Source organism: Pyxidicoccus caerfyrddinensis, assembly GCF_010894405.1.
Taxonomy (GTDB): Bacteria; Myxococcota; Myxococcia; order Myxococcales; family Myxococcaceae; genus Myxococcus; species Myxococcus caerfyrddinensis.
On the sequence record NZ_JAAIYA010000006.1, the window covers coordinates 372076 to 393834 of the forward strand.

Genomic DNA, 21759 nt, shown 5'->3' on the forward strand with positions numbered 1-21759 from the left:
CCCCCGAAAGCACGCCCGCGCCCCACCCCCCGTCGGACGCGGTCCCACCCAGGAGGACTCACCTTGCCGCTGTCGCTACTCGCGGCCCTGGCCCTTGGCGCCACCCCGGCGCCGGCCCGGCCCCAGCCGTACACCATCCAGGACCAGGTCACGATGCGCCGGCTGAGCAACCCGCGCGTCTCGCCGGACGGGCAGCAGATTGCCTACGCCCTGCGCACCACCGACATGGAGGCCAACCGCGGGCGCAATGACCTGTGGCTCGTCAGCCTCGACGAGAAGGACAAGGGCGCCCCGCGCCAGCTCACCTCGCACCCGGACTCGGACTCGGATCCCATCTGGGCTCCGGACGGCAAGAGCCTCTTCTTCCTCTCCTCGCGCGGCGGCTCCTCGCAGGTGTGGCGCCTGCCCGTGGACGGCGGCGAGCCCCAGCAGGTGACGAAGCTCCCCCTCGACGTGGGCGCCTTCCGTCTGTCCGGCGACGGCAGCCAGCTCGCCGTGGCCATGGACGTGTTCCCCGACTGCGCCAACCTGGAGTGCAACACCCAGCGCGACACGGAGCGCTCCAACAAGAAGAAGTCCTCCGGCCGCAGCTACGACAAGCTCTTCGTCCGCCACTGGGACACGTGGAAGGACGGCAAGCGCTCGCACATCTTCGTCGTCCCCGTGGCCGGCGGCACGCCCGTGGACGTGATGAAGGGCATGGACGCGGACGGCCCCTCCAAGCCCTTCGGCGGCTCGGAGGAGTTCACCTTCACCCCGGACGGCAAGGGCGTCGTCTTCACCGCTCGCGACGTGGGCCGCGCCGAGTCCTGGTCCACGGATTTGGACCTCTTCCTCGCCCCGGTGGACGGCAAGGCGAAGCCGCGCAAGCTCACCGAGAAGAACCGCGCCACCGACACCAGCCCCGTCTTCAGCCCGGACGGCAAGACGCTGGCCTACCTCGCGATGTCCCGCCCCGGCTACGAGGCGGACCGCTACCGCGTCATCCTGCGCACGTGGCCGGGCGGCCAGGAGCGCGTGCTCGCCGACGAGTGGGACCGCTCCGCCTCCGCCCTCGCGTGGAGCGCGGACGGCAAGACGCTCTACGCGGTGGCCAACCACCTCGGCATCCAGCCCGTGTTCGCGCTGGATGTGGCCAGCGGCAAGGTGAGCCAGCTCACCAAGGACGGCACCGATGACACGCCCCAGCCGGCCGCTGGAGGCCGCGTCGTCTACGTGCATGACGACCTGGACTCGCCCGCGGACATGTTCGTGATGAACGCGGACGGCACCGGCACGCGCCAGCTCACCCACGTGAATCAGGACGCGCTGGCCCGCATCCGCTTCGGCGCCTTCGAGCAGTTCGAGTTCCCCGGCTGGAACAACGAGACGGTGCGCGCCTGGGTGGTGAAGCCCGTGGACTTCGATGCGAAGCGCCAGTACCCGCTGGCCTTCCTCATCCACGGCGGCCCGCAGGGCTCCTTCGGCAACCACTTCCATTACCGGTGGAACCCGCAGGTGTACGCGGCGCGCGGCTACGTGGCCGTCATGGTCGACTTCCACGGCTCCACCGGCTACGGCCAGGCCTTCACCGACGCCATCCGCGACGACTGGGGCGGCAAGCCGCTGGAGGACTTGAAGAAGGGCCTGTCCGCCGCGCTGGAGCGCTACCCGTTCATCCACAAGCAGCGCCGCTGCGCGCTGGGTGCGAGCTACGGCGGGTACATGATCAACTGGATTGCCGGCAACTGGGCGGACGGCTTCCAGTGCCTCGTCAACCACGACGGCATCTTCGACGAGCACATGGGCTACTACGACACCGAGGAGCTGTGGTTCCCCGAGTGGGAGCACAACGGCACGCCCTGGGACAAGCCCGAGGCCTACCGCAAGCACAGCCCCAGCGAGTTCGTGGCGAAGTGGAAGACGCCGATGATGGTGGTGCACGGCGGCCAGGACTTCCGCGTGGTGGAGACGCAGGGGCTGGCCACCTTCACCGCGCTGCAGCGGCGGGGCATCCCCTCCAAGCTGCTCTACTTCCCGGACGAGAACCACTGGGTGGTGAAGCCGGCCAACAGCGTGCAGTGGCACGAAGAGGTGCTGGCCTGGCTGGACCAGTGGACGCGCAAGTAGCCGCGTGAGTCACGCCGTCCGGGGCCCGTTTCACGAGGGCCCCGGCGGCGGCAGGGCCTCACTTCAAGAGGGAATGTCGAAGCACTCGTCGAGGCAGCTCTCGAGGACCTCCGCGCAGGAGCGGTCGTCGATGCAGCGCGCGCAGTCCTCCACCTTTTCCCTCCGCTTGTCCTCGTCCTTGTCCTCGACCCACTGGTCGATCTTCTCGGCGCACTTCCCGGTGTCGAGGTTGTCGTCGAAGCAGCTCTGCCGCTTCTCGCAGATGGAGTCGGCGTTGTTGGAGCAGCCTGTCAGCAGTGAGCCGAGGGCGAGGAGCGTGGTCAGCGTCAGGGTTCGAAGCGTCATGGCGCGGCATCATGCAACGAAGCCGCGCCTCCCGGAACGTCCCGGAAGTGCGGTGCGTCATGGGTGAGAAAATGCGCCCCGATTGGCGTGTTGCCGGGCTTCAGCGCCCCGCGTCGGGCTTCGCCACGGGCGGCTGCGCGGCGGGCGGCTGCGCGGTCGGCTGCTGTGCGGCGGGGGTGCCGCCGACGTTCATCTCCGACAGCTCATCCTCATCGTTGAGGAAGGCCTGGGCCACGTGGTCCACCTGCTCGGGCTTGAGGTTGGTGAGCTGCACGGTGGCGGTGCGGGTGCGCGTGGCCAGCGCCGTCTCGCCCAGCGCGCCGTGGATGCGCGTGAGGGCCACGTGGATTTCCGGGTCGAACGGGTCCGAGGCCAGCGCCTCCAGGTACGCCACCTTCGCCTTCGGGTAGTCCTTGCGGAACAGCAGGATGCGGCCCAGGTGCACGTTGGTGGACGGCGAGCCCGGGTACACGCGCAGGCTGCCGCGCAGCACGCTCTCCGCCTCGTCCAGCCGCCGCAGCTCCAGCAGCGCCAGCGCGTACTTGTTGGAGATGGACTCGTACTTGTCGCCCACCAGCTTGTGGGCCTTGGCGTACTCCTCCGCCGCGGCCTTCACGCGGTTGCGCTCGCGCAGGAGCTCACCCAGGTGCGCGAAGCGGCGCGCTGGCACCTCCTCCACGTTGTCGAAGTCGCCGAAGGAGATTTCGCGGCCCTTCTTCTCGCCCTCGTCCTTCACCTTGCCCTTGGCGTCCTCCTTCAGCACCACGCGGTCCTCGCGCGGCAGCAGCTCTTGAGGGAAGGGCTGCTTCTTGATGTGGGCCAGCCAGGACTTCTCGAAGAGGGCGAAGGGCATGCCCATGGCCGCCTCCACCGCCTTGCGGTCCTTCTGCCCGGCCTTCAGCTCGTGGATGATGGCGCGCAGCCCCGCCGAGCCCTTCGTCTGGTGCACGTAGTCGATGGCGTAGTACACCTCGGCGAACGCGGTGGCCGCGTCCTCGGCGGTGGGAAGCAGCGCGATGGACGGGTGCATCTTCTCGAAGGGGATGAGCGTGTCCGCCTTCACGCGCTTGCCCAGCAGGGCCAGCGTGGAGGGCGTCATCGCCATGCCGCCCTTGCCGCGCCAGCGCGACTCGAGGAACTTGGCCATGCCCTCGTGCAGCCAGATGGGCACAGTGTTGTGGCTCGACTGGCTGATGACGAGGTGGATGTATTCGTGCGCCAGCGTGTCCTGCCAGTCGTAGCCCTGCGCCACGGCCTTGGGACTGGTCACCATCAGCTTGTTGAACTTGCAGATGGCGATGGTGCCGGTGGTGCGAATCTGCTTCTCCGTCAGGGTGCTCACCCGCGCCAGCTCGCGCGCGTTGTTCACCACCTCGACGCGAATCTTCCCGTTGGGCGGCGTCCAGCCCAGGTCCTCCGCCATGGCGCGGTGGATGGACTCCAGCGTCTCCAGCGCGTAGGGCACCAGCACCTCCTCCTTCCCCCTCGGGTAGAAGAAGATGAAGTGCTCGCTCTCCGCGCGCTTGTGGTTCTTGGTGATGTCGCGCGAGTCCTTGGCCAGCCGCAGGTAGCTGCCCGGCTTGTCCTCGATGTTGGCGCCCTCCAGCAGGGACACCGCGTCGTCGTAGCGTCCCTCCTCGAAGGCCACGCGGCCCTGGTAGTACTTCAGCGGCTCCAGCTCCGCGGGGACGAGCGGCTCCACCTCGGACAGCTCGCGCTTGGCGCCGGGGACGTCCCAGTCATCCAGCGACTGGTCCACGCGGCCCAGCCGCTCCTTCACCTCGTCCTTGAGCGCGGCGTCCTGCGCCAGCGCCACGGGAGGCACGCAGAAGAGCGTCACGGCCAGCAGCACGAAAGAAGCTCGGACGACGGTGCGCACGGGCGCGTGGGGCTTCATGGCGGGGCTCACTTCACCAGCTCCTCGTAGTAGCGCTTCACCTGCTCCCGGTACTTCTCCGGAGCGCCCTGCTTCATCGCGTCGAGCAGGTCCTTGCGGAACTCCTTCGGCGCCTGGAAGGCGTCTTCATCCGGCAGCTCCACCTGGTTGCGCGGGTCCTTCCCGTTGCCTTCCTGGCGGCGCGCGCCCGAGCCCATGGGCATGGGCAGGCCGCCCTTGCCGCCCTTCTGGCCCTCCTGCATCTGCCGCTGGAACTGGCGCAGGCCTTCGAGTGCCGCCTGCTGCTCGCCGTAGCCGCGGCCCGGGTCCTTGCCCTGCATCCGCTGCGAGGCCTCGCCCATGCGCTGGCCCACGCCCTCCATCTGCTGCGTGGCCTCTTCACCGAAGAGCGGCGCCATCTGCTGCATCTCCTCCATCTGCTGGCGCAGGCCCTGGGCGCGCTGCTCCAGCTGGCCCTGCTGCTGCGCGAGCTGCTGGAGCTGCTGCTTCTCCTGCTGCGACAGCTGCGAGCCCGGCGGCGGGAAGAGGGACTGGAGCTGCTTGTTGACCTCCTCCACGTTGCGCGCGTCGCGCTCCAGCCTCTGCGCGAGGTTGGCGGACTGCTGCCGCACCTCGGGCGGGTTGCCGAACATCTCGTCGAGCTGCCGCTGCTGCTCGCCCATCATCGACAGCTGCCGGGCCGCGTCCTCGGCGCGCGCGGCGGCCTCGGCGGCGAGGTCGAAGTCGTTCACCTTGAGCGCGTTCTCCACGTTCTGCAGCTCGGACTGGGCCTCTTCCAGCGGGCGCGCGGCGCGGCTGTTGAGCTGCTCGGGCTGCAGCTTCTTGTAGTCCTCCTGCGCCTGCTGGACCTTGCGCATCAGCTCGTCCTTCGCGGCCTTGCCCTTCTCCGCCAGGCGCTCCCGGTTCTGCGAGCGGGCCTGGTCTCTGAGCTGGCGCGTCTGGTCCGCCACCTTCTGCTGCTCCTGCACGGTGCTCTGCAGCTCCTCCATGAACTTGCCGAACTTCTCGGCCAGCTCGGGGTACTGCTCGGAGCCGACCTCGCTGCTCTCCTTGTCGAGGTTCTGGAGCATCTCGTCCATCTGCATGCCGAGCTGCTGGAGCTTCGCCAGGGCCTCGTCCGTCTTGCCCTCGCGCATCAGTTTCTCCACCTCGTCCATGGCGCTCTGCAGGTCCTGCTCCTTCATCATCTCGGAGAGGGCCTCGGCGTTGTAGTGCTCGTCGCGGATGCCCTTGCGCATCTCCGCCATGCGCTGCATCAGCTCGTTGATGCGATTCTTCAGCTGCGCAATCTGCTCCATCACCAGCTGGCGCGACTGCTCGTCGGGGTTGTTCTTGTACTGCTCGACGAGGTTGGCCAGCTCGCGCCGCTCGTTGGCGAGCTGCTTCGCCAATTCCTGCAGCGCCTCCAGCTTCTGCCTGTCCAGCAGCGACTCCAGGTAGAGGATGTCCTTCTCCGCCTCGTCCACCTCTTCGTTGACGACGGCGGTGAGGCGGTTGCCGGTGCCCCAGTCCTCGCCCCGCGCGCGCTGGGTGCGCAGGTAGAGGCGGCGGAAGTCCGCGGTGCCGGAGATGTGGCTGCCCAGTGACTCGGAGATGTGGCTCAGCGCGGAGACCAGCTCGCTGGGGACGTCGCGCTCGCGGGCCAGCTCCTGGGCGAGCGTGCGCATGTCCGTCATCAACTGCTGGCCGCTGGTGTCCGCGGAGGCCGCGGCGGCGACGGCCTGCGGGTCCTTCTGCTTCGCGCGGTCCGGGCCCTCCAGGCGGTCGGCGAGGTGGTCCACCATGCGGCCCCAGAGCTGCTCGGCCTTGTCCAGCGCGGCGCGGCGGTGCTCGGCGGCGGAGTAGACGCGCAGCACCTGCGTGCGGCTGACGCCCTTCTTGGGGCCCTCCACCGCGTCGTTGTCCTGCGCCTCCACGTAGTAGGTGACCCGGTCGCCCGGCTGGATTTTCATCGTGCCGAGGTCCCACGTGAAGGTGGCGCGGTTGCGGCGGCCGTCCTCGCGGGGCAGCGGCACGCGTGTCTCCTTCTGCGAGCCGGGCGTGCGGAAGACGAGCGCGAGGCCGGACAGGCCGTAGTCATCCGTGGCCTCGTACTTGAGCGTCACCTTCTGGCCGGGGTCCACCTCCAGCTCCGTCGCGGGCGTCATCAGCGACACCTGCGGCGCCTTGTCCGCCTCCACGTTGAGGGCGATTTCAGGCCCGGTGACGAGCAGCTTGTCGCGCGGCCCGTAGAAGACGAAGTGGTAGTGGCCGGACTGCCTGGCGACGAAGGCGCCCTCCAGGTCGCGGTTCTCCGTCACCTTGAGGGGCTGCGGCTGGCCGTTGACCACCACGTCCGCGCGCTCCACGGCGCGGTCCGAGCGCGTCTTGAGGAGCACCTCGGTGCCCGCGGGCGCACTCACCTCGCCGTTGGTGCCGGGCACGGTGCGCTGCGCGAGGCCCGTGTACGCGGGGTAGCGGTACGTCAGCTCGATGTCGCCGGTAATCGGCTCGGCCTGCGCCTGGGCCTGGGGGCTCTTGGCCAGCTCGCGGATGCGGGCCATGCCCGCGCTCCACCGTCCGCCCACCAGCACCATCAGCACCGCGAGCGCCAGCAGCACGCCACCGGATGCGAGCGCGGCGCGGCGCACCGGGCGCCCGTCCACCACGGAGCGCACGTCCACCGTGCGCACGCGGGTGTCCATCTGCTGGAGGAAGGCGCCAGCCAGGTCCGAGGACCAGCCGGCCTGGGGGCCGCGCTCGTGCTTCAATTCCACGGCGGCGAGCACGTCCAGCGACAATTCGGGGCGGCGCTGGCCCACCAGCCGCGCGGTGCGGGCATCGTCGCCCACCTGCTTCTTCGCGAGCCACAGGCCGAAGACACACGCCACGGCCACGCCCACGGGAAGGGCCAGCCACAACACCGGGCCGCCCAGGCGCGGGGCCACGAGGCCGAGGAAGCCCGCGGCCACGAAGAGCACCAGCGCCGCCGAGGCGCCCAGCATGCCGCCCTGCGCCCAGAGGTGCCGGCGCTGGCGGGTGCGCACCGCGACGAGGAGGGCCTCCACCCCCGGCGAGCCCCGCCCGGTGGCCCGGGAAGCCGGCGCGGAAGGGGGCGGGGGCGGCGGGGGCGGCAGCTCGGGGCCTGGGGTCTGCGGGGTGTCGAGGTTCACGCTGTCCTGTCCGCTCAGTGACGAGCCAACCCGTGCCAGGGCGGCCTATTTCCCGATTCTCTAGCAGCCTCACGTCCGGCGCGAGGCATCCGGGCCCGGGGACTCACGGGAGGGTGCCCACGGTGTCGGGCTTCGGAAGGAGGCAAAAGGGGGAGGGTCCGGGAGGCAACGCGAGAGGGGACCCGGCCCTTCCAGGGCGTCCCCTCCCAGGGGCAGGGGAGGGGGGCGGGCGGCCGGTCAGCGCGTGGCGGGCTTCCGGGCACTGGCCTCGGAGGGCTCGTCCTCCGGCATGGGGACGCCGCCCAATTCCTGCGCGAGCGCGGTGAGCACGTCCTGGGTGCAGAGGATGCGCGTGCGGGACATGCGCGAGAGGACGCGCTGGACGGCGGACTCCACCGTGCCCTCGGAGGGGATGTCGAGCGAGCGGCCCGTGTCGGTGAGGGCGAACAGCGCCTTGCGCCCGTCGAGCGGGTCCGACTTGCGCTCCAGCAGGCCCCGCTTCTCCAGGCGCTTGAGGACGCCGGTGAGGGTGCTGGGGTGGACGTGGAGAATCTGCGCGAGCGTGCCGGCGGTGATGCCCGGGAAGCGGCCCACCAGTCGCACGACGAGCCGCTGCGGGCCGGTGAGCCCGAGCGTGGACTCCATGCGCTTGGAGGTGGATTGGAGCCCGTGGTCCACGGCCCAGAGCAGGCGCATGAATTCGAGCACCTCTCCGAGCGGGGGACCCTTGGGGCGCTCGCCTTCCTGCGGTTCCGGCTCGTCGCTGGCCGTGTCCTTCATGGGTACATCATCCTTCACCTGCCGCCTCCCTGTCTCTCCGGTCGTTTGTGTTCCACGAGGTCTACCGCTTCACGGCGTCCCCTGCTGAGCAAAATCCGTTGTCTGTCGGTCACCAGCAAGCGACGGGCCGGCCTTCCGCCTGCCGTGGAAGCCCCCATCCGTCCCCTCCGCGCGGCCCTTGCACGGGTTCCAGGGGATGACGCCCGGGCGGCAGGGGTGTGAAGGGAGGGGCTCGCCTGCCCGCCTGCCGGGTGTAGAGAGCCCTTGGGGGCGGCTGAACCGGGCTACCCTCAACCGGGAAATGACCGAGCGACGAAAAATCCTCATTGAGGGCTACAGCCCGGAAGAGCTTCTGGGCCTGTTGGACAGCGAGGATGGGGCATGGGTGTTCACGGGAGAGCCCGTCATCTTCCAGCTGGGCAGCGCGCAGGTGCTCGGCCAGTTCGCGCTCACCGATACGGCGCTGGTGCTGGAGCTCGCCCAGATTGACGGCGGGGGCGAGGGCATCCTCCCTCAGCTCGCGGCGCTCGCTGAGCGCTTCGCACGGAGGCGGGGATTGCGGTCGGTCGAGTGGCTCGTCTACGCCGTCCACTGCGCCCAGCCGAACCTGAAGCTGCGCCGGGTGCTCGAGCGCCGGGGCTTCACGCTGCGGACGCCCCCGGGCAAGGGGGAGTGCTACTACCTGCGCGTCGACGTCTGAAACGCGAAGGCCCTTCCCGATACGAGCTGGGAAGGGCCAGGGGTGACACTGCGGTCCGCCTACGGTGCCGGAGCCACGGTGGGCTTCGCCGCGGGCTTCTGGGCCGGAGCGGTGGGCGCGGCCGGAGCGGCGGGCGCGGCGACGGGGACCGCCGGCTCCTCCTTCTTCGGCTCGGGCGGCATCTCCAGCGCCTTGCCCTTCTCCCTGGCAATGCGGCGGTACCACTCGTCCGAGTACTTCGGGTGGTTCACCTTGCCCTGCTCGTCGCGGACGTTGCCGTCGATGTACTTCACGAGCAGCGTCTCACCCAGCTTGCGCCACCGGTTGTGGACCTTCTCGCCCTGCTTGACGGAGTAGTCCGTGAGGTACTGGCGCGCCTCCTCGGGGCTGCGCTTGTACAGCTCCATGGCGGCCTGCTCGATGGCGCCCTGGTCCGCGAGGAACTGGCCCTCCAGCGCGCCCTGCTCGCGCTGCACGTCCACGGACATGTCGCTCCAGCGCGCGTAGGCCTGGTTCGACACCCAGTTGAACACCCAGAAGGACGAGTCCCAGGAGAACTGGCCGCGGCTCGCCACGCCCTGGGCGAAGTTGTGCGGCACCTCGCGGATGCCCGCGTACATCGGCGTGTAGACGGTCATCGACGTGTCATCCACGCCGAACCAGAGCACCCCGCCGATGGCGGACGGCAGCGACGAGCGCATCTGCGCGACGAGCGAGAAGCCCGTCTGCTGCGTGGAGATGGCGCGCTCGTGGACGTACTTCTTCCCGTCCACCTCCCACGTCATCGGCCGCCAGCGGTAGGGCGCCGCGTACGGACCCGCGCCCACGTCCTTCGTCATGTCCAGCGGCGTGCCCTCGAAGTGGTCTCGCATCAGCGCCATGGCGTCCTGCACGGACACTTCCTTGTCCGGCTTCACCCACAGCGGCAGCCGCTTGCCCGGCGCCGAGCCGTCCGCGTACTCCGCGCCCAGCTTCAGGGAGGGCGCCGCGCGACGGAAGATGCTCCACACGCGCCCCTCGGAGAACCGCTGCCCGCCGAAGTCGAGCGGGTGGTACGCGTCCGCGAAGCTGAAGTCCTTGTCCGCGCCCTTGAACCAGCCCTTCTCGCGCGCGAAGGAGATGACGTCCGGCGCGTAGAGCGTGTCCTGCGGCTCGTTGAGCGGGAACTTCGTGATTCGCGCCTGGTTGGCGTGCGCGGTGATGTAGCCCTCGGGGAGCTTGCGGGCGACCCACACGGCGCCCTTCTGGCCCTTGCCCTTGCCAATCATCTCCATCAGCCACGCCTCCTTCGGGTCGGCGATGGAGAACGTCTCACCGGTGGAGGCGTAGCCGTGCTCGGCCACGAGGCTGGTCATCACCTGGATGGCCTCGCGCGCCGTCTTCGCGCGCTCCAGCGCGATGTAGATGAGCGAACCGTAGTCGACGATGCCCGCCGGCCCTTCCAGCTCCTCGCGGCCCGTGAAGGTGGACTCGCCGATGGAGACCTGGTGCTCGTTCATGTTGCCGACCACCGAGTACGTCTGGGCCGGCTGGGGAATCCGGCCGAGGAACTTCCCGGTGTCCCACTCGAGGATGTCGCGCATGGCGCCCGTCGCATGGCGACGCGCGGGCGTGTAGTACAGCTCGCCGTACAGCTCGTGCGCGTCCGCGGAGTAGGTCATCAGGGTGGCGCCATTGGCCGCGGCGCCCTTGGACACCAGCATGCTGGTGCACGCGAGCACGGGCTGGGCGACCAGCGCGGCCGTGACGGGCAGCGCGGTGAGCAGATTCGCAATGCGTCGGTTCATGGCGGCGGAGAGTACCAAGATGCCCCGGGTTGGCTACCGCTCCCGGCGGACGCCTCCCTGGCTGCTTCGCGTTGACGCGGTGTTGCACGACAGGGCCGCCGCTCCAGACCACGAGAGGAGCAGATATCCAGCGCGGCGGCCCCTTATGCCGGGGTTCCCTTCAGGTTCTCAGTTGTTCGTGGCGACCACCTCCTTTCCCTCGGGAGGGGCGGGCACCTGCTCCACCCTCAGGGTGGTAGGCCCCGCGAGCGCCAGGTGCGCCTTGAGCTTGAGGAACTTCTTCTTCCCGAAGCCCTTCACCCGAACCAGCTCCTCCACGCGCTGGAAGGGCCGCTTCTTGCGATGCTCGATGATGCGCTGCGCCGCCTTCTCACCAACGCCCGGCAGCAAATCCAGCTGCTCCGCCGTGGCCTCGTTCAGGTTCACCATGCCGGTGTACTGGGTGCGCAGCTTGCCGGCCTCCGCCACGCCGGGCCCGCACAGCAGCAGGCCCAGCACCAGCGCTCCCAGCGCCCTCACGAGTGGCCTCCGACCGGCATCGCATCCAGTCCCGGCTCGCCCGCGTACCGGCTGCTCGCCGCCGCCGTGTCCCGCTTCTCCGCCGCCTCGCGCACGTGCAGCTTCCCGTCCAGGGGCAGCACATCCAGCAACACGTTCAGCGAGCCGTCCTTGTTCACGAAGGCGCTCCCCGCCCGCACCCAGATGCTCCCGCCCTTGCCCTCGCGAATGGAGAACACCGCCAACCGCTTCCCCGCCGTCAGCATCAACCACCTCCACACTCCTCACCGCGCCACCACGGCGCGGCCGCCTCGTCAGCTCGACCGCCTGAGGTCGCTCGCACCATGAGCAGCCGGCGTGCCAGCGCGTCCCTCCTCGGAAGACCCGCCCCACCCACCGTGCACGCTCGCGAAAACCGTCCCACCCCGAGGACGGGCGCGGATGCTCCAGTGGCTTCTCAGGGGCCAAGAGCGGGCTTCATCCCATCCGCGTCCCATGGGAGAGTCCTGCACGTCCCGTCTTCCCAAGGTGCCCGAGTGAACCGCTCCGTCCTCGCTTCCGTGCTCCTGCTGGGGGCACCCGCCCTCGCCGCGACGCCCACTGCTCCCGCCGCGCCCACGCAGGTCTCCGCGAAGGCCCGCGCCGTGCACGAGTCCGCGCTCATCATCGACACGCACGTGGACACGCCGCTGCGGATGCTGGAGGAGGGCTTCGACCTGGGCTCCAAGCCGCCCAACGGCGTGGGCCACCTGGACTTCACCCGCGCTCGCGCCGGCAACCTGGGCGCCGCCTTCTTCTCCATCTGGGTGGAGCCCAAGGAGTTCGCCGGCCAGTACACCCACCGCGCCCTGCGCCTCATGGACGCCGTGCTCCAGCAGGTGGAGCGCCACCCGGATGAGATGGTGGTGGCTCTCTCCTCCAAGGACATCGTCGCCGCGCGCAGTGGCAAGCAGAAGAAGCTGGCCACGCTGATGGGCGTCGAGGGCGGCCACGCCATCCAGAACGACCTGGGTGTGCTGCGCGACTTCTACCGCCTGGGCGTGCGCTACATGACGCTCACCTGGTCCAACACCAACGAGTGGGCCGACTCGTCCGGCGACATCAACGACGCCAACGTGAAGCACCACGGCGGCCTCACCGACTTCGGCCGCGACGTCGTGCGCGAGATGAACCGGCTGGGCATGCTCGTGGACATCTCCCACGTGGCCGACTCCACCTTCTTCGACGTGATGAAGGTGACGAAGGCGCCGGTGATTGCGTCACACTCGTCCGCCCGCGCGCTCACCGACCACCCGCGCAACATGACCGACGAGATGCTCAAGGCCGTCGCCGCCAATGGCGGAGTGGTCATGGTCAACTTCTTCTCCGCCTTCATCGACGACGACTTCCGCAAGGGCTACGCCGCCATGGCCCCCGAGCGGAAGGCCGCCACCGAGGCGCTGGAGGCAAAGAACAAGGACAAGGACCCCGCCACCCAGTTCCGGCTGTCCCAGGCGGCGGACTGGGAGTGGGCGGGCAAGGTGAAGCGGCCCCCGCTCGACGCGCTCATCAACCACATCGACCACATCGCCAAGGTGGCGGGCGTGGACCACGTGGGCCTGGGCTCGGACTTCGACGGCATCACCTCCACGCCCGAGGGCATCGACTCCGTGGCCGACCTGCCCCGCATCACCGAGGCCCTCATGGCCCGGGGCTATACCCGCGAGCAGCTCCACAAGATTCTCGGAGGCAACCTGCTGCGCGTCTTCCGCGAAACCGAGCGCGTCAGCCGCGAGCTGCGCGCGGCCCCGAGCGCCTCGCGTTGAGCGCCGGGCGTGAGGACTTCCGGCACGTCATGAGGGGCTTCCCCGCTCCGCCCGCGAGCGTTAGCGTCCGCGCCATGGCATCGGGCACCAGGTGGCTTCGGCTCGTAGGGGTGGTGGCGCTCCTCGTCGGTTCCGGCTCGCGGGCCGAGGAGACTCCGCCTCCACCCGTGAAGGACGCCCCCACGGCTCCGGAGGCCGCGCCAGAGGGCTCGTCCGTGCAGTGGCAGCTCATGGTGGGCGCCCAGGCCGCGCTGGATGGGTACACCTCGACGGGCCATCAGGGCCTGCTGCTCGGTTCAGGCTGGGAGGGCCGGTTGCTGCGCCTGCGCTTCCAGTTCCTCGCGGGCGTGCCGGACAACATCTTCGACGAGCGGACCCAGGTGAGGCTGGAGCAGTACACCTTCGGCTTCTGGCTGGACACGCCGGTGCTGCGCTCCGGGCCGCTGCGGTGGGGCGTGGGCGCGGGGGCAGGGCTGCTCGTCTTCGCGCGGACCACCTTCGCCCTGTTCCGCGGCGTCGAGGCCACCAGCCCGCGCTTCATCCCCTCGCTCCTCGCCGGCCCCGATACCTCCGTGCGCTGGCGCCTGTCGCGGCGCTTCGCGGTGGAGAGCACCGCCGCCGTGGACGTCGTCATGGGCCGGCCCACCCTGGGCTACGTGGACAGGAACAGGGAGAACTTCGTGCCGCTGCACCAGGGCTGGGCCGTGCAGCCGCGGCTGACGGTCGCGTTCATGATTCTTCCGTGAGTGGCGCTCCCATCATGGCTGCGCGAGAGTGAGAGGCGATGAACCGGACCTCCAACGTGCCGAGCTTCTGTTTCCGCTGGTGCCCCTCCATCGGCCCTCGAGGGTTTCTCCTCGCGGGCCTCCTGGCGTTCGTGGGGGGCTGTTCCGTGGAGGACCCGGTGGCCCGCATCATCACCCTGGACGCCGGCTCCGGCCCCCTGTTCATCGGGGACGAGGCGCCCGAGGCGGAGTGGCTCCCCGACGAAGAGGGCGCGCTCCCGGACTGCGCCCCGGGAGCTCCGGACTCGGGCGTACCGTGTGCCGACGTGGAAGCAGGTGGTTGCGAGTCCCACGGAGGGCCCGTGCGTCAGGGCCCTTGTGTCCTACGAAAATGAACGGGAGGGGGTGTCCGGATGGAACCCCCGTGCACAGGTTCGCTCCGCCTTTGTTCGCGCTGGAGGAACGTGCCGGTGCTCCATCGCCTGTCCACCCTGGCCTCGCAGCTGCTGGCCGACCGCGAGGCCTTGCTGCGCACCCTCCACTGGCCCGTGCTGGTGTGGGAGTCCGTGCCCGCGCTGCCGGCGTCCGTGGCGCGCACGGAGAGACTGACGCAGACGGGGCGGCGGCCCCAGGCCCGCTCCATGGAGCCGCTCGTCTTCGAGGTGCGCCCGCGTCCGCGCGACGGCTCCACCGAGGTGACGGTGGGCCGGAGCCCCGAGTGCGACATCGTCCTGTCGGAGCCCACCGTGTCGCGCATGCACGCGCGTTTCCGGCGTGAGCCGCACACCGGCATGTGGAGCGTGACGGATTTGGAGAGCCACAACGGGACGTTCCAGGGGGGCGTGTTGATCGTCCCCGGCCGGCCGGCGCCGCTGTTCCAGCGGGACTCGCTGCGGTTGGGCGGAGTGGAGCTGGTGTTCCTCCAGGCGTGCGCCTTCGAGCACTACGTGCGCACGTCGGGGCTGCGCTCCCCGGCTCGCTTGACGCGAGGGGGGTGACCCCCTAGAAGGGGTGCGCCCTTGGGTGCCCATGTCGGGCTTTCAAGAGGGAAGCCGGTGCGAATCCGGCGCGGTCCCGCCACTGTGAACGGGCAGCCCTGAGGTCAGGGCCGGGGACTTCGGTCAGTCGCCACTCCGGCAGCGGCCTCGCGGCGCTCCGGGGGAAGGCGGAAGGCCCCTTCCGGAACGGCGCGGCGTGCGCCGGCCTCCGGAGCCCGTCAGCCAGGAGACCTGCCCAGGGGTTCGACCGTGCCCTTCACCGGCACGGGCGGGTGGCCTTCTCTCTTCGATGGAGAGAGCGGAAGGCGGAGCATGCGGTGGACCTTCCTCGCCGGGCCCGTGGCGTGCCTGGCGCTCAATATCCCGCTCTTCGCGCATGCGCAGGCCGGTGGCGAGGTGCCGCCTGGCGACGCCGCTGCGCCTGTGTCCGCTTCGGGCTCCGGGGCCGGGGCGCCCGCACCGGGGGCCGAGGCGAACTCTGCCGTTGAAGCGAGTCCACGGGCCGATGCTCCTGCGCCGGACTCCGAAGCGCGTCCGGCTCCTGAAGCGAGTCCACGGGCCGATGCGCCTGTGCCGGGCTCTGAAGCGCGCTCGGCTCCTCAATCGAGTCCACGGGCGGATGCGCCTGCGCTGGACTCCGAAGCGCGTCCGGCTCCTGAAGCGAGTCCACGGGCCGATGCGCCTGTGCCGGGCTCTGAAGCGCGCACGGCCTCTGATGTGACTCCACGGGCCGATGCGCCTGTGCCGGGCTCCGAAGCGCGCTCGGCTCCTGAAGCGAGTCCATCCGGCGATTCGCCCGCGCCAGGCTCCGAGGAAGGTGTCGGTTCCAGCGCGCCCGGGTCGGACGTGGCTCCCGCTCCGCGCACCACCGTGGTGCGCGGGAAGACACCGCCGCCTCCGGAGTCGCCGGAGCGGCGAGACCCCACCGGCGCCATCACCGTCATCGACGCTCGCGAGCATGCGGGCGAGGCGCGTGACACGGCGGAGCTGCTCGTGGGTACCGCGGGCCTCGCGGTGCAGGACTCCGGCGGCTACGGGCAGAGCAAGAGCCTGGTGGTGCGCGGCGCCGCGGCCAACGGCGTGCTCGTCTTCCTGGACGGCATTCCCCTCAACGGCGCGGGCGGCATGGCGGATCTGTCGCAGATTCCCGCCGCGCTGGTGGAGCGCTTCGAGGTGCTGCGCGGCGGCGCGGGCGCGCGCTACGGCTCGGGAGGACTGGGCGGCGCGGTGAACATCATCACCCGCTCGCCCGGCCCGAACCTGCGCGCCAGCGGCGAGGTGACCTACGGGAGCTGGGACACGGTGCTGGGCCACGTCGCAGCCACCGGCCCGCTGCTCGATGGACAGGCGCTGTTGCTGCTGCATGCGGGGCGCTCGGACGGGGACTTCGCCTACGAGGTGGATGAGCTGCCCGCCGTGGATGACAACCCGCTCACCCCGCAGGTGCGTGCGCGCAACGACGCTCGGGGTGGGGGTGGGCTGCTGCGCTACCGGCGACGGCTGCCCGGGGGCTCGCGGCTGGATGCGCTCGCGGAGCTGTCGCTGGAGGACCGCGCCATCCCCGGTACGGTGCAGAACCCCCAATCCTCCGGCAACCAGGAGCTGGGACGGCTGGCGCTGGGACTGCGCTGGTCGGGCCTCCTCGGCACGGTGGGGCAGGGCAGTGCGCGAGGCTTCTTCCGTCGCGACGGGCTGGAGGTGACGGGCGACCTGCCGGGCGCGGGCGGTGCGCAGCGGCACTCGGTGGGCGGCGTGGAGCTGGAGGGACGCCGGATGCTCGGAGCGCGGCAGGCGCTCACCGTCACGGTGGCCACCTCCGGCGAAGGCGTTACCGATGCTCAGGATGCGCAGTCCGCATCCTGGTGGCGCGCGAGCGTCATGGCCATGGACGAGGTGCGGCTCTTCAGTGGCACGGTGAATGTGGTGCCCTCGCTGCGGGTGGAGCGGGTGGGGCCGTACTGGCTGCTGGCTCCGAAGCTGGGCGCGTCCGTGGCCCTGGGCGGCGGCTTCGACCTGCGCGCCAATGTCGGCCAGTCCCACCGCGCGCCGTCGTTCCTGGAACTCTACATCCGCCAGGGCACGCTGCTGCCCAACCCGGGGCTCAAGCCCGAGCGCGCTCTGTACGCGGATGCGGCGGTGTCATGGCACTCCGAGTCCGGTGTCGATGCGGAGCCCCTGTGGAGCGCTACTGCTGGCGGCTTCGGCGCGCTGTACGAGAACCTCATCGCGTATGAGCTGTACCCTCCGCTGCTCGCGCGGCCGTACAACTTCGACGCGGCGCGCGTGTGGGGCGTGGAGCTGGAGGGTGAGGCGCATCCGCTCCCGTGGCTCTCCGCCAGTGCCAGCTACACGTGGCTGCGCACGCAGAATCGCTTCGGGGACCCGCGCTTCTTCGGCATGGACCTGCCGTATCGCCCGCGACAGAAGTGGGTGGGGCGCGTGCGCGCGGGGCCGGCCTGGCTCAATGCTCGCACCGAGGTGCTCTACCAGTCGTCGCAGCTCGTCAATCGCACGGGCTCGCGGAGTCTGCCCTCACGCACGTTGCTGAGCGCGGGCGCGTCCAGCACCTTCCTGCACGGGCCGGAGGTCACCCTGTCCGTGGAGGTGAAGAACCTCCTCGACGTGCGGGCCTATGACTTCACCGGCTTTCCGCTTCCGGGGCGCGCCGCGTACGTGACGCTCGCGGTGGCGCTGGACCGGGATGCCTCCACGCCTTCCGCATCCGCTTCCGAGGAACCACATGCCTCGACTCCCTGATTCAGGACGCGGTAGCCCCATGCCCTCCGCTCCGCCTCCGCGGGCGGAGGGCTCGCGGAATGAACGTTCCTTCCGCGGCCCCCGGTCTCCGGAGGGCACTGCCCCCCCACCCCAGCGGGCGGAGGATTCGCGGAATGAACGTTCCTTCTGCCGCAGCCAGCCGCCGGAGGACGCAGCGCCAACTCCCCGAGCGGAGGGCTCGTGGCATGAACGTTCCTTCCGCCGCTCCCTGTTGCTGGAGGACGCCGCTCCATCCCAGCGGGCGGAGGATTCGCGGAATGAACGTTCCTTCCGCTACGGCCAGCCGCCGGAGGACTCCGCTCCACTCCAGCCGCCAGAGGGCTCGCGGAATGAACGTTCCTTCCGCTGCCCCCGGTCTCCGGAGGGCACTGCCCCCCCACCCCAGCGGGCGGAGGATTCGCGGAATGAACGTTCCTTCCGCCGCTCCCTGTCGCCGGAGGACGCTGCTCCGCCCCAGCCGCCAGAGGGCTCGCGGAATGAACGCTCCTTCCGCCGTTCCCTGTCGCCGGAGGACTCCGCTCCACCCCAGCCGCCGGGGGGCACGCGGAATGAACGTTCCTTCCGCCGCTCCCGGCCACCGGAGGGGACCTCCCCCCGCGTCCCGGATGCGTCGCTGCTCCCCGCCCTGCTCATGGCCGTGGTGGCCCTGACGCTCACCGGCTGCCCGGAAGAGGGCGTGGTGTGCACCTCCGGCCTCACCGTCTGCGGCAACGCCTGCGTGGACCTGGGCGGTGACACCGCGAACTGCGGCGCTTGTGGCAACGCGTGCGGCGATGGTCAGTCATGCCAGTCGGGAACCTGTGCCTGCCGCCCGGGCACGGAGTCCTGCGGTGGCGCGTGCGTGGCCACGGCGACGGACGTGGCGCACTGCGGTGCGTGTGGCAACGCGTGCCCCTCCGGACTCGTGTGCGAATCGGGCACGTGCCGCGAGGGCTGCTCCGCGGGCACGGCGCGCTGCGGGGACTCGTGCATCGACTTGAGGGTGGATGCGCTGAACTGCGGCGCGTGTGGCAACGCGTGCCCGGACGTGCAGACATGTCACTCGGGCCGGTGCGCGTATGACGTGGTGACGGCCTGCTACACCAACGGGCAGCTCGTGGGCATCCAGGCGGGGACGGATGGGCTCGGGCCTCGGCGGCAGTTTGGTGGGGGCGTGCAGTCGCTCGCGGCGTGGGACGGCTTCGTGCTCGCCGCGGACGCGACGAACTCCCGGCTGCTCCAGGCCGCGGGCGGCGAGCTCGGCACCGTGGCGGAGGAGGACTCGCTGGGCTCGGTGTCCAGCTCGCCCAACGACGTCTTCGTCGACCCGCCGTACGTCTACATCGCCGACTCGGTGAACAACACGCTCCAGGTGCTCAAGCGCGAGGGCCCCTCCCAGGGTGGCGGTCTGGGCCTGCGCACCGTGACGCAAATCAACCTGGGGCCCAACACCAGCCCGCAGGCCATCGCGAAGTGGGGCTCGACGCTCTACGTCCCGCTGTTCGGCACCGCTGGCTCCAACTTCCAGCAGGGCAACGCCGTGGCCCGCGTGGACGTCTCCAATCCCGAGCAGCCTCGCAAGCTGGACACGCTGTCCCTCACCGGCCTGGACTTGAAGTCCTTCGACGGCGGCACGGTGATGCCGCTGCCGTACTCGGCGACGGCGACGGATGGCGGGGTCTACGTGGCCCTCACCAACCTCAACCCGTTCAACAACTACCTGCCCAACGGCCCGGGCATGCTCGCGCGCATCGACCCCTCGGACGGCGGAGTGCGCGCCATCGACCTGGGCGCGAACGACTGTCTCAACGCGGGCTATGTGGAGGCCGTAGGGAATCAGCTCGTGGTGGCCTGCCTGGGCGAGGCCCGGTTGGACCGCGCCAATGGCAGTCGCGCCGACTCCGTGCGCGCCACCGGGCTGGTGCTGGTGAAGGACGACGTGCCGGTGGCCTCGTACGCGCTGAGCCCCGGCTGCGAGCCCGGCACGGAGGGCTGCCGTCTCGCCGTGGCCGGCCGCTTCGCCGTGGCGGGCGGCGCCGTGTATCTCGGAGACACCAACGCGGGCCGCGTCTTCGTGGTGGAGGTGGAGGAGGGTCGCCTCGTCGAGCGCCGTGGCAACACGACGCCCCAGGCGAGAGGCCCCGCGCTGGACACGTGCCCCGTGGACCCGCGCCGACCCGTGTCCAATGCCATCGACGTCACCGCGCTGCCGTGAATGCGCGCCCGGGCGCCGCGTCCTTCGCCTGGAAGAGCATCAGGCCGCCGTTCGTTGAAGTCATGAGTGCGAGTGTCGAGTCATCCCCTGTCGCAGCCCCCGCGCTGAAGGTGAGTCCGCCGTGATGATGAACGTGAGCCCTTCCACTTCGCGCCCCAGGGGACTCGCCCTGCTGGCCACCGTGCTGTGCCTCGTCGCGGGCACGGCGCGGGCGGCGACAGTCCCCACGCCCAAGGGGCCGCACCGGCTGGGGCCTCCCGCTCCGGCGCAGGTGCGGCGCGTGGTGACGCTGGCGCCCTCGCTGACGGAGATGGTGCTCACCCTGGGCGCGGGCAGCACGCTGGTGGGCGTGTCTCGCTTCGACGCGGCGAAGGAAGTGGAGAAGCTCCCTCGCGTGGGCGGCTTCGTGGACCCGTCCGTCGAGGCCGTGGTGGCGCTGAAGCCGGACCTCGTTCTGGTGCAGCCGGGGCCGGGCAACCAGCGTCCCGTGGAGAAGATGGCGGAGCTGGGTGTGCCCGTGCTGCTCCTGCCCCTGCACTCCGTGGCGGACGTGCTCGCCGGCATGCGCGAGGTAGGCAGGGCGCTCGGCCGCGAGAAGGAGGCGGATGCCGTCATCTCCAGCATCGAGGCCACGCGCACCCGCATCCGCGAGGCGGCGAAGAAGCTCCCCGCGCCGCGCGTGCTGTTCGCCTATGGCTTCGAGCCGCTCGTGGTGGCGGGGCCCGGCTCCTTCGCAAACGAGTTGCTGAAGGATGCGGGTGGCATCAACGTGGCGGCGGATGGGGGCTCCGCGTATCCCGTGTACTCGGTGGAGCGCGCGGTGAGGGCGCGGCCCGACGTGGTGGTGGACGCCGCGGACGTGGACGTGGGCAAGGACAAGGTGCGCGCGCTGCCGGGGCTGTCGGGCGCGCGCTGGGTGGAGGTGCCCTCGCTGGCGCTCCTGCAGCCCGGCCCGTCCCTGGGCCGGGGACTGGAGGAGCTGTTCCGGCTGCTGCACCCGGAAGGCGCCGCGAAGCCGTCGCCGTAGCCCTGGCCCTGGCGTGTGGCCTCGGACGCAACAACCGGGGCACGGCTGTGGCCTGAGAGGCCACACCGGCTCGCGATAAGTGCTGGAGATGACAGTGTGTCGGGGCGCGGGCGCCTCGGTACGGCCCTTGCTCATGTGGAGGGCGTCGCCAATCACTCCAAGGTGCGCGGCACCGGATGCCTGACACGCATTGGGGGGGCCGGTTCGGTCTTGTTTCAACCCGTGATGGAGGGGGGCACGGTTCGCGGCGCCGGGGGGCGCTTCAAGCCGTGAGCGGGTGTCAGGCCCGAGGTTCAACGCACCGGAGCGAGCCCATTCGCTCCGGTGCGGCGACTTCGTTCCGGCTCAAAGCGTCGAGTGCTCGGGGACGGCATGCCCCGGGCCTCGCGGTGCCCTTCCGAACGGGCCCGTGCGCGGAGGGCTTTCGGGGCGGCGGCGGCCGGAGTAGATGCGTGGCCGTCTCCCCCTGGAGTGCGCTCCCATGCTCCGCAGTCTCCCGTCACTCCTCGTCACCGCGTGCCTCGTGTCTGGCGCAGTGGGCGTCTCGCTGGTGCCGTGCGCCGCCCTGGCGCAGGCCGCGGCTCCCGCGCCCGCAGCACTCCCTGACGCCTCCACGCCTCCAGCACCGCCCGAGGCCCGGCCCGCTGCTCCGGCTCCCGCGCGCGTCGCCGTTCCGCCCGAAGCGCCCTCGCGTGCTTCCTCGACACGCACGCCGGCGTCCCATCGCAAGGCCGCGCCCGCTGAAGCTCCCGCGCCCGTCGCGGCGCCTCCGGCGCCTCCGACCGTGCAGGCCGTGGAGTACACGTTCCTGCGACGCGAGGACCCGGAGGCGGACCTCGTGCAGTTGCAGCAGCTCGGCGCCGAGGGGTGGCAGGTCGTCGCCACCGTCGTGGTGGACGGCAGCACGCGGCGCTACGTCCTCATGCGGCCCAGGCGGTGAGCCGGTTGGGTGCTCGCACTTCAT

16 protein-coding genes and 1 riboswitch are annotated in these 21759 nt (G+C 70.6%); of the genes, 9 read left to right on the plus strand and 7 right to left on the minus strand.

Features of this window, described 5'->3' with window-relative positions; all coding sequences use genetic code 11:
- The first annotated feature begins 63 nt into the window (after positions 1 to 63).
- Entirely contained in the window at positions 64 to 2109 is a 2046-nt protein-coding gene (locus G4D86_RS16920; RefSeq protein WP_163994899.1) for a S9 family peptidase, read from the plus strand.
- A 63-nt stretch (positions 2110 to 2172) separates the two neighbouring features.
- Here G4D86_RS16920 and G4D86_RS16925 read toward each other — a convergent pair whose 3' ends face one another.
- The 4 genes from G4D86_RS16925 to G4D86_RS16940 form a co-directional block, all read right to left on the minus strand.
- A complete protein-coding gene (locus tag G4D86_RS16925) occupies positions 2173 to 2454 on the minus strand; it encodes a hypothetical protein (protein ID WP_163994901.1) in 282 nt (93 codons plus the stop codon).
- A 100-nt stretch (positions 2455 to 2554) separates the two neighbouring features.
- The gene (locus G4D86_RS16930; protein ID WP_163995149.1) at positions 2555 to 4351 is read right to left on the minus strand and encodes a peptidase MA family metallohydrolase; all 1797 of its coding nucleotides are present in this window, start codon (positions 4349 to 4351) and stop codon (positions 2555 to 2557) included.
- An 8-nt stretch (positions 4352 to 4359) separates the two neighbouring features.
- Positions 4360 to 7503 carry a DUF4175 family protein gene (locus tag G4D86_RS16935; protein ID WP_163994903.1) on the minus strand — a complete coding sequence of 1048 codons (3144 nt, stop codon included), beginning with the start codon at positions 7501 to 7503 and terminating at the stop codon, positions 4360 to 4362.
- Between the two features lie 237 nt (positions 7504 to 7740).
- Complete coding sequence (locus G4D86_RS16940) at positions 7741 to 8283, minus strand: MarR family winged helix-turn-helix transcriptional regulator (RefSeq protein WP_163994904.1); 543 nt, start codon at positions 8281 to 8283, stop codon at positions 7741 to 7743.
- Positions 8284 to 8584: 301 nt separating this feature from the next.
- On the opposite strand from G4D86_RS16940, the gene G4D86_RS16945 reads away from it, so the two are divergent.
- Positions 8585 to 8983 (plus strand): hypothetical protein, encoded by a 399-nt coding sequence (locus G4D86_RS16945; RefSeq protein ID WP_163994906.1) that lies wholly within the window; start codon positions 8585 to 8587, stop codon positions 8981 to 8983.
- Positions 8984 to 9042: 59 nt separating this feature from the next.
- Here G4D86_RS16945 and G4D86_RS16950 read toward each other — a convergent pair whose 3' ends face one another.
- From G4D86_RS16950 to G4D86_RS16960, 3 genes are all read right to left on the minus strand, one after another.
- Complete coding sequence (locus G4D86_RS16950; protein WP_163994908.1) at positions 9043 to 10770, minus strand: dipeptidase; 1728 nt, start codon at positions 10768 to 10770, stop codon at positions 9043 to 9045.
- Positions 10771 to 10938: 168 nt separating this feature from the next.
- Positions 10939 to 11289 (minus strand): ComEA family DNA-binding protein, encoded by a 351-nt coding sequence (locus G4D86_RS16955; protein WP_163994910.1) that lies wholly within the window; start codon positions 11287 to 11289, stop codon positions 10939 to 10941.
- A complete protein-coding gene (locus G4D86_RS16960; RefSeq protein WP_205519598.1) occupies positions 11286 to 11534 on the minus strand; it encodes a hypothetical protein in 249 nt (82 codons plus the stop codon). Before G4D86_RS16960 ends, G4D86_RS16955 begins: the two co-directional genes overlap by 4 nt.
- A 270-nt stretch (positions 11535 to 11804) precedes the next feature.
- Between G4D86_RS16960 and G4D86_RS16965 the strand changes: the two genes are divergently transcribed.
- From G4D86_RS16965 to G4D86_RS52130, 7 genes are all read left to right on the plus strand, one after another.
- A complete protein-coding gene (locus G4D86_RS16965) occupies positions 11805 to 13073 on the plus strand; it encodes a dipeptidase (RefSeq protein ID WP_163994914.1) in 1269 nt (422 codons plus the stop codon).
- 167 nt (positions 13074 to 13240) lie between these two features.
- Positions 13241 to 13819 carry a hypothetical protein gene (locus tag G4D86_RS16970; RefSeq protein ID WP_240360297.1) on the plus strand — a complete coding sequence of 193 codons (579 nt, stop codon included), beginning with the start codon at positions 13241 to 13243 and terminating at the stop codon, positions 13817 to 13819.
- Between the two features lie 443 nt (positions 13820 to 14262).
- On the plus strand, positions 14263 to 14796 hold the full coding sequence (locus G4D86_RS16975) for an FHA domain-containing protein (protein ID WP_240360298.1): 534 nt from the start codon (positions 14263 to 14265) through the stop codon (positions 14794 to 14796).
- A gap of 6 nt (positions 14797 to 14802) precedes the next feature.
- A riboswitch (cobalamin riboswitch) is annotated at positions 14803 to 15049 on the plus strand.
- A 593-nt stretch (positions 15050 to 15642) separates the two neighbouring features.
- Positions 15643 to 17553, plus strand: coding sequence for a TonB-dependent receptor plug domain-containing protein (locus G4D86_RS16980; RefSeq protein ID WP_163994920.1), 1911 nt, complete (start codon positions 15643 to 15645; stop codon positions 17551 to 17553).
- 652 nt (positions 17554 to 18205) lie between these two features.
- The gene (locus G4D86_RS16985; RefSeq protein WP_163994922.1) at positions 18206 to 19768 is read left to right on the plus strand and encodes an MXAN_6577-like cysteine-rich protein; all 1563 of its coding nucleotides are present in this window, start codon (positions 18206 to 18208) and stop codon (positions 19766 to 19768) included.
- Between the two features lie 133 nt (positions 19769 to 19901).
- The gene (locus G4D86_RS16990) at positions 19902 to 20795 is read left to right on the plus strand and encodes an ABC transporter substrate-binding protein (RefSeq protein WP_420821858.1); all 894 of its coding nucleotides are present in this window, start codon (positions 19902 to 19904) and stop codon (positions 20793 to 20795) included.
- 481 nt (positions 20796 to 21276) lie between these two features.
- Positions 21277 to 21735 (plus strand): hypothetical protein, encoded by a 459-nt coding sequence (locus G4D86_RS52130; RefSeq protein WP_205519601.1) that lies wholly within the window; start codon positions 21277 to 21279, stop codon positions 21733 to 21735.
- The last annotated feature ends 24 nt before the right edge of the window (positions 21736 to 21759 follow it).